Consider the following 11,938-nt stretch of genomic DNA (forward strand, 5'->3'; position numbering starts at 1 on the left):
AAATGTGAAGTGAGGCGTTCATACAACCACATGAAGCACGTTTCTTGTCGAATAGTCATTCCTTGTTGCTCGCCAATCATCCCTTTATTTATTACCCAAGACCGCCTGCTTCCGAAGTAAGGGAGAACACATCAGGCAAAAGATCAGCATGCCGCCGGCTGCCGCCCCGAGCATGGCACCGACGCCAAACTGATCATAGACGCTTCCTCCCGCCACCGGTCCCAGGCCGCTGCCGAGAAACAGCGAAAACGCAAAAACCGAAACGGCCGTGGCGCGTCCCTGCGGAAGTAAATCCGTCGCGTAGGTTTGCAGAGTGGAGTGGCAGTAGCTGAAGCCGAAACCAAGTACCACGAAACCGAGAGTAAGCCCGATCACGTTTTCCCAGCTCCATACAACGCCAAAACCAGCCGCCATCAACAGCGAACCCAAAACCGGCATGCGCGGAGCTCCGATTCGGCGCAGCACCGCTGTAATCGTACGGCTGCCGAGAAACGCTCCTAAACTGTAAATTGCTGTCAGCAAGCCGATGGCGAGATACGATAGATGAAGAACCGACACGCCATAAACGCTTAAAAACGTAAAGCCGCCAAAAAACATAAAGCCTTCCGTGAACACCAAACCGTAGATCAGCCATGCTCTGCGATTTTTGAGCAAGGCGATATAACGAAGCCGAAGTGAAATCGTTGCTCCTGCAGGAGCCGCTCCATGCTTCCGTTGAAGAAACAGAGCCAGCAACGCGGGAAAGGCTACCAGCCCGATGATGAAAAACAGGAAGCTGAAGCTTGCAAACTGAGCGACTAATCCTCCCACCACAATTCCTAAAGCTTGGCCTGTAGTCGAAAAAGACATGAAGAACGCTATCGTACGCGGCCTTTCCGTAATGGCGTATTGGTCTCCGATCAACGCCAGCGTCGTCGGAATAATGCCCGCGGCAAACATGCCTGTAATAAACCGCATGATTAGCAGCCAGGTGAAATCATGAACAAATCCGCAGGCGATCGTGCCCACTGCAAATAAGCAAAGCGACATCAAGATCGTCCTGACTTTGCCGAACCGGTCCGCGATCGGGCCAAAAGCTAGTTGAAACACGCCGTATGGAATGGAATAGGCCGTAATAAGCAAAGCGGCTGTTGACGCATCGGTGTGAAATGTATGCGAGATCGCCGGCAGCATCGGCGTGATGGCTCTGCTATCAGCGTTGACAAGAAATCCCCCGAAGCCAAGCGCCCATATCATTTGCTGCCGTTTGATGTCGTTTTGACTGTTTTGCGGCTTGGATTTGTTGGCATCGGGCACATTTTGCGGTGTTGCTTGCACATGTAAATTACTCATCTGGCTGTTCCTCCCATTTATGTTCTGCAGTTATTACGTCGTGCTTCAAAATTTCAAGCATATGCTTCATCAGCAGCACTTCCGGCGCTTCGAACATGCTCATATGTCCACACGCTTTGATTCCGCTTCCCGGAAAATTAACATCTTTACAATCATTGCCTTACTGTCTGCGTTCAAAAGCAAGACGTACAGCAAGACCAGTAAAGACACTTCCCATAAGCTAACGCTGTACCCGTAACCATGTAGGTCGCGTGCCAAACCAAGCAGCAACCCTACTCGCTGCAAGAACAATCAAGAGGTTGACCGTAAAACTAACGGTTATTTGAATTAGACCCAAAGACGCGCTTTGAATAAACAAAGAACCCCGCGAGGGGTCTTCAAACTGTGGCAGTAGTGACACATACAGGATAGCAATTTTGGGATTAAGCAGGTTAGTCATGAACCCCATCAGAAATAACTTCTTTGGCGGGTCAATAGAAAGAATTCGAGGCGATAGAATAGATGCAGCCCCGGGCTTGATGGCATTCCAAGCAAGCCAGAGTAAGTAGGCAGCACCTGCGAGCTTGACAGTTTCGAATAGAAATGGAACCGCAGTAAAAAGTACTGTAAGCCCGAACATTGTTGCAAAAATGTAAACAAGAAAGCCAAGCATGACGCCAAGAAGAGAGATAATCCCAGCCAAACGCCCTTGCGTTATAGAACGAGAAATTAGGTATATCATGTTAGGACCAGGAGAACAAACCATACCAAGCGAAACTAATGAAAAAGCTAACAAAGTACCGAAACTCACCATGATTTTTCTCCTTACTATATTTGTCCAATTATTCATATCAAGACCATCTTGTTTACCAGTCTATATTCCCTTATGATTAGTGTCAATTCCGTAATGTTGCGTTATACTGCCCGTTACTTCAATAAACCAAAAGAGGAGCTGCCACGAAGCAACTCCTCCGCTATCGTACCCATCCCTCGGTTTTAAGGGGTTCTCTCACGTATACTCACTCATTCGCAGGATTTCATCACCATTGGATACAGTGATCGTTAGGGATGTAAGCTGATGAGAGCCCGCCGTTACATTTTTGGGCATACGGGAATAGAAGAAATGGCTGGAACATTTCCTTAAAGCCTTTTTCTACTGCACGTATACTCCACAAAATCCCTGGAAATTCACCATCCCATGGCTCAACGGGTCTATGCCCTTACATTCCATCGTCATATCTGTCCAAGGTGTGGAGACCGATTGCGTTTAGCGGATGGGTCTGTGCCCTTATCGGGTACGAACTCGGTTCTCCGTGCTTTCTTTGTTTGAAATCCTGCGAATGAGTCAATCTACGTGGCTTTCAGATGTCTTATGCAGCTTGTGTAAAAACGGGACTCACTTTTTCGGGAGAAAACGTTTCTCCTCCTTGGACGATGCCGATCAGGATCCGAGCCAGTTTTCCAAGAAGTTTAAATATCGACTGTTGCTTCTTCATTTTCTTGACTTGAACATTGTGTTCATGCATCTGTCGAAAGACGGGATTCGTTCCCACGAGAGTGATCGTAGCCAGATACATATATTTTCGCAGCGTAGCATCTCCCCGTTTGGAAAGCACGATCTGCCCCTTGCGCTTGCCAGACATGCTTTCAGCCAGATTTAAGCCCGCTTTACGCAATAACTGACGTCCATGGGCGTACTGTTTGAGGTCGCCTGCACCGGAGAGAATGGCCGCGATGAAGATCGTGCCGAGGCCTTTGACCGACCGTAGTTGCTGGGCCATAGGGATCTTAACGAGAAGTGCCCGTACTTCCTGTTCCATCTTCTCTAGCATTTCAACGATACGCTCATACTCTTCCAATAACCGCTCTAAATCCTGCTTCGCTTCGCTCAGAGCTGTCGTGTCTCCGACACTCTTCTTCGCTTGAGCGATGAGTTGTGCCGCTTTCTCCATTCCGGTTGACCCGCCCGCTCGCTTCATATGCTGCTCTCTCCAACCGGTGATGACCTCCGATACGGATAGAGATTCTAATTCTAGCGGAGAAGGAAATTCTTTGAGCGTAGCCAAGGATCGTGGGCAGGTCCAATCCTTGAAAACCGACGTGTACTCGGGGAACCGAATGTCCAACCAACGGATGAGCCGATTCTGCAGACGGACGCTATGAGTCACCCAAAATTCCCGATCACTCATCATCGTACGCAACCTTTGGAACACGCTTGCCTGTCGAGTATAATCGTAGTAGTATCCTCGACAGACGACGTCTGCAATGACAAGCGCGTCCTTGGGATCACTCTTGGATGGACTGTTATCGCGGTTCTCCTTGTTTCTTTTGGTGGTGGCAGGGTTCACCAAGACGACGTTAAGGCCTTTGTTTGCAAGCCAATTCGCCAAGTTCCACCAATAGTGTCCTGTAGGTTCCATACCGATGATGACGGTCTTCAGTTGATGCTTCCGTTGCAATTCATCCATCCAACGTTGTAATTTTTCATAACCTTCAAGCGCATTTTTGAACGTGAGATGTCGCTTAGCAAGAACGATGCCTCGAAAGTTAGTGGCTTGAGCTACATGAGTTTCCTTTGCCATGTCGATGCCTACAACGAGCTGAGTCGGGGAAATTCGTTCAATCCGTTGATTTTGTCCGTTGATTTGCTTAAACTTCATAATAAGAGCGCCTCCTTTGATGTTGTTGTGGACAAACCCATCATACCGAGGCGCTCCTTTTTTAGCAAAGGCCATTTCTTAGCCCATACAGGAATGTTTAGCGTAATACATTCGTATGATTGGAGCGAACCTCATCCAGAAGTTGCCGCATTCGCTCATGTGTAGATAATGTATACTCACAGACAGGCTCCAAGCTAACATAAACGCCCCATCTCTCCGCCTCTTCGATCAACTCCTCGACCGTTTCCTTTAAGACGGACCAGCCTATATCTCTGTAAAGCAGCGGGTCTTGAGCTTGGTATGTGTTCCAATCTCCGGTTTCCGTAGCTAAAATCGTCGTTCCAAAATCTCTGGCAAACCGAAGATGCTCTTTAAAGCGATCAATCTCATAGCGCCTTTGCACCGGATCCGGGTGAATCGGATTTATGTAGCAGCCAAGAACGCCAATTCGAATCCCCTGTTTATCAAACTGTTCTCCGATGTGATTGGCAAGCCAGGGCTCAGCTTTCCCAAACTCGTATCAAAATCACCAATCGCCTTGGCCAAAGCCAGCTGCCTTTAGGAGGAAAAGGACTTGAAATCGGATCATTGGTAATGGGTCCAGAAATAGGGGAATAAATTCATCCACACTGTTTATGATTTGAAACATGGGTGGAAATTCATTTATTGATTTCCAAGCTGTACATGAAGCATCATCCAATAACATAGTATAAGGAACCTTTTGACCCTGCTTGACTTGAGGCGAATCCTGAGGTTTAAATATTTGTTTATCACAACCTACTATAGCTATTAACACCATACAAAAAAGGATGAACCTGATCTTAAAATTCATAATATCATCCCTTATATTTATTGGTAATATTTTTATAATACTTCTTTAATAACGTTTATTTTTGAGTAATGTTGCATTACAATGATGTTTCTTAAAAGCAAAGAACTATACAATCCGAAACTCCGTTTTTAGAATCCGGATGGTGTCACCTTCTTTGATGGGATAAGACTGATAGGGGATGAGCGGTTCGTCATTCAATAAGGTTCCGTTTTTGGAACCCAGATCCTTAACACCATAGCCTTCAAGGGCTTTAAAAATCTCTGCATGCAGCCTAGATACTCCTGCTTCATGTTCCACATAGCTGCATTCTGCCTCTCCTCTTCCGATCGTAAAGGAATTTCCTAACATCGGAATTTGTTGCTTGCTTCCTTCCCTGTTCACTTCAATCATCGCAGCTCTGGCTTTCAATGGTATTACGGCGACTGCCTGTTTGCTTCCCAAAAAAACGGTTGCATTACTTGGTGCACCTGACAATAGGGTGGTATGCTTATGTAAATTTTCATAGTAATCATGAATATTCACTTGTAATTTTGGTTCCGAAACTTGAGGTGAAATTGATTTATTGTTTTTCTTGTTGACGAGTTTATTCCATTTCGAAGCTCCAGACGGAACCCATATAAAACTAAAGAGGATCCATAAATCGATCAATAATAGGGACATTCCACAGGCAATATACAGCATGGCATCGTGTGGATGATCTAAATACCTTTTCCAAATGAAAGATAAGACCAAAAAAATTACGACCAAAATAAGCAATCTATTTCTTTGTGAAAGCAGAATCGGATTGTCATTGTCTTCGAATGTTTTTAATTCCGGTTCAGGGTGCTTATGGAATATAGGACTTGGCAGTGGAGATAAGAAAGGTCTATCATCTTTTTTCGAAGGTGTTTGTGGAATAACATTCGGGGTTTCAAGTTCATATTGAGGTAGCTTGTTCATTTGCGGCTTCCCCATCCATTCGAGAAGCTTTTGTTTAAAGGCGGACAGATTGAAATCTTCGTTACAAGCTTTAAGCAGTTCGTCCAATCCTGCGCGTTCGTCCGGCACGACGATTTTGATAAGACGCTCAATGAGCATCCCTACTTGAGTATGTAAGGGGATTACTCCGACTAACTGCTGAAACGGCAAATAGGTTAAATACACATCCGTGATCTCGCTGCCTATGAAAATAAAATTTTCCTTAAGCAAATATTGCGATTCATTCAGCATGTAATTTCCACTTTGCTCCAACGCGGAAAGGATACCAAACATCAACTTAATGAATTGAGCTTTAGTCAGTCTTTCCGCCTTCAATACTTGGGAAAGCATCCGTTTGGAATGCATATGATAGAGCAGGCTGATTTGAAAATCAATTTCCTGAACCTCCAGTGGAAGCAGCCTCGGTATTTTATTGGATTCCAGCATACGAAGCTGAACGCCGGATAGCTCCTGCGAATAGATCCCATCGCTGCGATGAAGCTTCATGACCAATCCGTGACTGTAAACAAAATCATATCGTAAACCATAGATTTCCTGCATCGAATCCATCTCTTCTCCTCCTGTCTAACCTTGCGAATAATACCAAGCCGTGAAGACACCGGGTAAAACAGCATACATAAAAGGGAATTGTAAGAGCTATTGCTGCTTCATTTTTTTGAAAGTTAAATAATCCTTGAAAACAACAATCGAGAGCAGCCAGCCTGTCATTCTTTTTCCAACAGGTATAAGTTTTTTACGAACTAAAAGCAGTATCAACCCAATCACACCTGCGTAGATCAAGGAATACATGATGCTCTGCCATACAAAGACTGTTCCCATCAAAGCGCCAAGAGCAGCAAAAAGCTTCACATCACCCGCTCCCAATGCACCAAATATGTAAAGGACCAGAAGTATAAAAAAGCCAATAGAAAGTCCTATTGCCGAATCCAATAATCCATACCAGCCATCAAAAGCAATATGATATAGAAGTCCTGCCATTGCTGCACCCACGTTGAGAGTATTGGGAATCAGCGAGCTTCTAACATCAGAAATAAATGCGGTTAATATAAAAACGGCCAACAGTATAGTCACTTGCCACTACTCCTCTTCAATCCAAGTTAAGCACCGAGCCATGCTCGCTCATAGGCTTGTTTTTTCAAAATCAATGTTCGATTTATGAAAGGCAGCCGTAATCTAAATGCTAATTGAGCTTCCACTCCTAAATATTTTTCTCCACTTGTAAGTAAGTCCGGAAATATGACAGAAGTAACCTTCAAATTATCACGTCGAATTAACGTGCTGTCTGAAAATGCAAATACAATTGGAGTAAATGCAGCATTTACTCGCGGCCTAAACTGATTCTCGATGAAGCTGTTATATTCCGATTGAAGCGTGCCTTCTCCTTGTTCGCGCAATTCTTTTTCCAGCTTTAATAAGTCCAATAGTTGATCAGGGATATAAGCCGAATAATTATCGATAAAGTCTTCGACACCGATCATTTTGTCTCTTGCTGATTGCACCGTATTGACAGCAGAATTAAACACGCTCGATGTCTGACTTTGATCGAATTTGAGCTTTGCTTCTTGAACTACCAGCTTCACAGGGTACAACTGCGTGGCAATCGATTTGGCGGTTTCCGTTACTGCCGTCTGCAAAGCCATCTCAGCTAATGAAATTTGAATGAACATAATAAGAGAAACGATAAAAGTCAAAAATAGAGGCAAGAGCAGCGCTGCTTCCAGTACGATTCCGCCTTGTTCACTTTTGACAAGCTTACATTTCATTTATCTAGTCCTCCGTTTTTAGTATGACAAAGCAGAAGTTCGTGTTATTTCACAGCGGTTCATGTTTACCTTACAGCCAAGCAGATCGCTGCCGCTTATAAGCCTCATGATTCCTGGGATAAACCATAATCGAACCGTACTGGTTGCGTGACCCTGTACATATGTCGTTTGATTCTGTAAGTCTTTGCCTGTATTAAGCTCGATCAATGCCTGCATACGAGCCATCAGCTTGGTGTCATTACTATGCAGCAGCAGGAAGATCCGTAAATAGTCCTTATACGTTAATGTTAATACTGAAGATGCGAGTTTGGAGGACAACTCCACTTGATTTCCCTTAACCAGTTCATTCATATCCATAAAAGCTTTTGCCGCTCCTTCTGCTGCTGCAGCTAATAGAACCAGAAGTGGCGAGCCTGCGTTTAAAAGTTCTTTTTTCGGATCAAGCAATGCCTCCAACGTACGAATAGCCAATCTAAAAGAGAACATCTCCGCATAGGCAGAAGAAATATTAGCTTGGCAGGAAGAGAACCCATAAAGTAAATACTCGACTTCTTGTAAAGCTAATTTGTGTGAACCGGGATTGATCCGTTCATTCGATATTTTGGGTTGACCATTGATGTCTTTTTCAAAGCCATAGGTTCGGTAATTGAATTTGGTTAGCGCAAACTCATTCAGGTACAGCTCATTTCTGCTTCCCTCGGCAATACTCGCAAAAGCTCCCAGCATATCCATGGCCTTTAAACTCACTTTGTCTGATTTATCCAGATCGTAGGAAACTCCGCTTCCTATAACAGCAACATGGTTATTAATAGCTCGATATTTTTGATAAAGACCTTCCTTAGTTGGAACCTCCGGATCTTGTAAAATGCTAAAGAAGCTTTGGTCATTGCTGCTGCATCCGCCCATTACCAGCTTCGCTTGATCCAAAACAGCCTGGATCTTGTTTTTTTGGGCTAGTTTATTAGCCGTTAATTGTTTCTGTTCACCCATGCGCTGTTCTTCTATTTTTGACTGCTTCACAAAAAATTCGTTTGCTGTATTTTCATAGGCGTCATTTGTGGCTTTGGCCCGATTAGTATTGGCCAGTGTAAATAAGTAAATGGAGGAAATCGTACCTTTATATCCATTAAATAAGGCAAGAACAGCCGCTACTGAAGAAGAGTAAGAGTGAAAATAATCATCGTTAAGCACCTTTACACTCTTGAATGCATCGTACAGCTTGTTTGATCCATTGCTACCGCCCATGATTCGTTCAAGCTCATTACGCAAATTGTCGTTCGTATGCTTGGCCCTGATCAGCAAGGGTTCAATCTCACCTTGGTAAGAGGCGATGATCAAGCTTTCCGACGCAGCTTCCTGCTTAATTTGGATTAACAATCCCGCATATTTTATTAAAGCTTTGAGAATCTTATCCAGCTCATTTTGCACAACTGCCAAATCATTCAATTGACTTTGAAGTACTTGTTTGGATTGGATGATAGAAGCAATGCTTTCCATACTTGGTTTTCCAGCTTGAACAAGCGACGATAAGGTGAGGTCCAATGCTTGCATAGCATCCTGAATCGATTTGATCTGATCACGAATATGGATAAGTGAATTTTGGATTTCATCTACATTATGTATACCTATTATCTCAGCTAACGAAGCAAGCTCGACTATTTCCCCTTCATATCTCGAGTGTAATTCTATCGCTTTATCGTGCAGCGCCTTGGCATGAATCCATGCTTGGTCCAGGTCATCGTTTCGTTTATCCAACAGCTTCTCCAACGCTTCAGCTTCTTTGGAGAACTGTGAGGCGGATTGAAATGGAGCTGAAGCACCGCTTTTTTTGAACTTATCCGTAATCTCCAATGCAAATTCAATGGGAGCTTTAAGCTTCATGTCCTCTAAAATTTGCCTTTCGAAAATAGGATGGCTGGCCAGCGAATATATAGGTGTGAGTCGAGACTCGCTTGGCACAGGAACCGTATCTACAAAATGAAAAGCACCTGAGGCAGTGCTGCCAGACAAATTCTTGCCAAAGACGTTGCTGAAAATGTTTAGCGCTTCTTCAGTTGACAGACCTAAACCATATAAACCGTTTCCTTGAAGCTCTGTATCAAATGCCGATAGTGATGACCTTACACCAGCTTTGACAGCCGCTTCTGTTTCTTTTTCAGCAAGCTTTATTCTTGCAAAATCAATCAGCACCGCTTGAAACAAAAATATGGGAACGATGATCAGAATGAGATATACCGAGACGGCTCCATTCTCCCTATGCCATATGAATTTCAATCCCTCTCCCCTTTCTAATTGTGCAACACGACTGCAATTCCCTTATTCTCCAACTCCCTTCGCAGCTTATCACTTGGACCAACAACGCCGGCGGCATTTTTTTTAAAAAAATGCCACACAATGCCTTTCACTTGCGACCCTTGTTTCAAAAGCTCAAAATCCTTGGTCATTTGCTCTGACCTTAGTTGATTTTCTGTGAACGTATAAAAAGCAATATGAGCCACTCCATGTGCATCCAGTGCGTCTATCGTACGGCTTTTTCCCGTTGGAGTAATCAGCACTTTCTCTTGGCCATTCACAAGTGATTTCAAATAGGAGGCAGCTTGCCTTTCGGAAGTAATGGTAACTGTGTCTCCTCCAAAGCTTCCTGATGGTTCAACGAGAGCTTCTTTTGCCTTCCGTGGTGTAATTCTACCTTTTATGGCACCTATATAAGTTCTTGTGATATCCGTAAGACGAATAAGTTCAACGGGTTCAACAACTCGTGAGGAGGCTTGAGCTTTGATGCTATCTGCCCCATTCCAATGAAACACGCTTTTTGATAAGTAAAAAGGCTTCTGTAAAGCGATAGTTACTTTGCGATCAATCAAATGGTTCGTATAGGTTGCCGTTCCTGATAAAAAAGAGGGGATAAGACTGGATGCTTTTGCAAGCTTGCTTTCCGTTAGATTCATTATGTTTGATGGAGCTGATGGAATTTGAACTGTAGCCGGTGCATTTGGAACAATAAACCCGAAAAGGTCGGCTGCACTGTCATTCGTAAACCTCCAATATAAACCATCTGTCTCATTGGGATTGAAGTTGCCTGTCTTAGAATCCATATGACTGTTATTCCAGTTATAAGCTGCACGTTCAGCTATGATTCGAGCTATCTGCTGTACATAAACCTTTTGGTACATATACAACCCGAGAAATAGAAGGCAGATCGTGCCCAGCATCACCATTGGCATCACCAGGGAGGCTTCAATAGTGAAGCTTCCATATTCATTTTTTATCAGCTTTTTCATCAATTTATGGAGTGCAGCTGCCGCTCGATGGATCACAAGGTGTAACTGTACTGCCGTTTAAATCTGTATTGGCAGTACCAATTAGTTGATTAAACCAGTGAACGATCCATTTGCGAAAAATAATCGCAATCGCGACCAATACAGCGACAATCAATAATATTTCCAATGTGCCAAGGCCATCTTCATCCTGCCAAAGTTTTTTTAACATGGTCCATACGTTATTCATATCATCTCTCCTTCTATTGATTCATCATAAGTAATGCCGGTGCGGCCACTATGAGCATAACCACTGCAAAAATGAGCACCATCGGAAAAACTAACTTGGAAGAAGCTTCCTCACCCAGCGTTTTCGAAACCGTTTTGCGCCGCTGCCAAAGCTCCTGGGACAAGCCATGCAAGGCAAGGACAAAATCATTCCCTCCTCTTTTGTAATTTAGCATCAATGAAGAAGTGAATAGAGATACCTCGTGCATGGCGCAGCGTTTGCTGAAATCCTCCATCACTTTGGGAAAGGAAATATTCATCTCAAGCTCTCGGACAGCCATGTCCATTTCCTTAAATAAAGGAGATTCAGCCTCATTCCTGCGTTTTACCTGCAAGCACCGTATCCATGCTCTTTGTACGGTTTCTCCGGCATTCACAAGAAGAACTATAGTACTCAATACCTCGGGAAGCTCCATAATGATCTGCTGCTGTTTTTTGCGTATTTGAGCGTCCAATTCTTTGAGCATGAGCAAAGGGGTGACCATCGCACAGAAAAGTCCCAACCCTATATAAACGACATCCCCGCCAGCTAGTACAGCTATAAGGTTAAAGAATAGCAAGCATAAAGAACCTGCCGATACTTGTTCCGCATAAAATAACTTGGAACGATTAATACTGTTGGACCGGCCATGAAGCAATAATAATTTATGATGAATGCGCAATGTGAAATCAGGCAATCTCTCCATGAGTTTGGTTTGATCTAGAAACAACAAGCCTGCCGGATGAAGGAAGGTGAGCTTGAAGGAAAAAACATTTTCATTCATAAAGCTGCTGTATTTCTTTCGGCCGAGGATTAAATAAGCAGATAAGAGAACAAATTCGATAGATAATGTAATGGAGCTAAACATG

The 11,938-nt window shown here is 43.8% G+C and carries 12 protein-coding genes; all 12 read right to left on the bottom strand.

Translation table 11 applies throughout. The features are described from left to right. Positions 1-84: 84 nt before the first annotated feature. Positions 85-1,332, bottom strand: coding sequence for an MFS transporter (locus tag BLV33_RS05865; protein WP_090789148.1), 1,248 nt, complete (start codon positions 1,330-1,332; stop codon positions 85-87). A 220-nt stretch (positions 1,333-1,552) separates the two neighbouring features. After that, entirely contained in the window at positions 1,553-2,125 is a 573-nt protein-coding gene (locus tag BLV33_RS05870; protein WP_090789152.1) for a LysE family translocator, read from the bottom strand. A gap of 556 nt (positions 2,126-2,681) precedes the next feature. Next, positions 2,682-3,971: an IS110 family RNA-guided transposase gene (locus BLV33_RS05875; protein ID WP_090789153.1), complete on the bottom strand. Its 1,290-nt coding sequence runs from the start codon at positions 3,969-3,971 to the stop codon at positions 2,682-2,684. Between the two features lie 97 nt (positions 3,972-4,068). Further along, positions 4,069-4,452, bottom strand: a complete 384-nt coding sequence (locus BLV33_RS05880) for a sugar phosphate isomerase/epimerase family protein (protein ID WP_366414847.1) — start codon at positions 4,450-4,452, stop codon at positions 4,069-4,071. Between the two features lie 45 nt (positions 4,453-4,497). Continuing rightward, positions 4,498-4,803: a hypothetical protein gene (locus BLV33_RS29210; protein WP_090789155.1), complete on the bottom strand. Its 306-nt coding sequence runs from the start codon at positions 4,801-4,803 to the stop codon at positions 4,498-4,500. Between the two features lie 105 nt (positions 4,804-4,908). Continuing rightward, complete coding sequence (locus BLV33_RS05890; RefSeq protein WP_090789157.1) at positions 4,909-6,330, bottom strand: DUF6382 domain-containing protein; 1,422 nt, start codon at positions 6,328-6,330, stop codon at positions 4,909-4,911. 87 nt (positions 6,331-6,417) lie between these two features. Next, complete coding sequence (locus BLV33_RS05895) at positions 6,418-6,840, bottom strand: A24 family peptidase (protein WP_253186980.1); 423 nt, start codon at positions 6,838-6,840, stop codon at positions 6,418-6,420. 38 nt (positions 6,841-6,878) lie between these two features. Further along, entirely contained in the window at positions 6,879-7,544 is a 666-nt protein-coding gene (locus BLV33_RS05900) for a TadE/TadG family type IV pilus assembly protein (protein WP_090789159.1), read from the bottom strand. Positions 7,545-7,562: 18 nt separating this feature from the next. Next, a complete protein-coding gene (locus BLV33_RS05905) occupies positions 7,563-9,818 on the bottom strand; it encodes a hypothetical protein (RefSeq protein WP_090789161.1) in 2,256 nt (751 codons plus the stop codon). Positions 9,819-9,832: 14 nt separating this feature from the next. After that, positions 9,833-10,825 (bottom strand): TadE/TadG family type IV pilus assembly protein, encoded by a 993-nt coding sequence (locus BLV33_RS05910; protein ID WP_139305695.1) that lies wholly within the window; start codon positions 10,823-10,825, stop codon positions 9,833-9,835. Between the two features lie 4 nt (positions 10,826-10,829). Further along, positions 10,830-11,051 (bottom strand): Flp1 family type IVb pilin, encoded by a 222-nt coding sequence (locus BLV33_RS05915; RefSeq protein WP_090789166.1) that lies wholly within the window; start codon positions 11,049-11,051, stop codon positions 10,830-10,832. A 13-nt stretch (positions 11,052-11,064) separates the two neighbouring features. Beyond that, the gene (locus BLV33_RS05920) at positions 11,065-11,937 is read right to left on the bottom strand and encodes a type II secretion system F family protein (RefSeq protein ID WP_090789168.1); all 873 of its coding nucleotides are present in this window, start codon (positions 11,935-11,937) and stop codon (positions 11,065-11,067) included. Position 11,938: the final 1 nt, after the last annotated feature.

This window comes from Paenibacillus sp. GP183 (assembly GCF_900104695.1).
GTDB lineage: Bacteria > Bacillota > Bacilli > Paenibacillales > NBRC-103111 > Paenibacillus_AI.

Coding starts and splice junctions, on each gene's coding strand:
- BLV33_RS05920 (WP_090789168.1), bottom strand. CDS start 11,937: ATGTTTAGCTCCATTACATTATCTATCGAATTTGTTCTCTTATCTGCT.
- BLV33_RS05890 (WP_090789157.1), bottom strand. CDS start 6,330: ATGGATTCGATGCAGGAAATCTATGGTTTACGATATGATTTTGTTTAC.
- BLV33_RS05910 (WP_139305695.1), bottom strand. CDS start 10,825: ATGAAAAAGCTGATAAAAAATGAATATGGAAGCTTCACTATTGAAGCC.
- BLV33_RS05865 (WP_090789148.1), bottom strand. CDS start 1,332: ATGAGTAATTTACATGTGCAAGCAACACCGCAAAATGTGCCCGATGCC.
- BLV33_RS29210 (WP_090789155.1), bottom strand. CDS start 4,803: ATGAATTTTAAGATCAGGTTCATCCTTTTTTGTATGGTGTTAATAGCT.
- BLV33_RS05900 (WP_090789159.1), bottom strand. CDS start 7,544: ATGAAATGTAAGCTTGTCAAAAGTGAACAAGGCGGAATCGTACTGGAA.
- BLV33_RS05915 (WP_090789166.1), bottom strand. CDS start 11,051: ATGAATAACGTATGGACCATGTTAAAAAAACTTTGGCAGGATGAAGAT.
- BLV33_RS05875 (WP_090789153.1), bottom strand. CDS start 3,971: ATGAAGTTTAAGCAAATCAACGGACAAAATCAACGGATTGAACGAATT.
- BLV33_RS05870 (WP_090789152.1), bottom strand. CDS start 2,125: ATGGTGAGTTTCGGTACTTTGTTAGCTTTTTCATTAGTTTCGCTTGGT.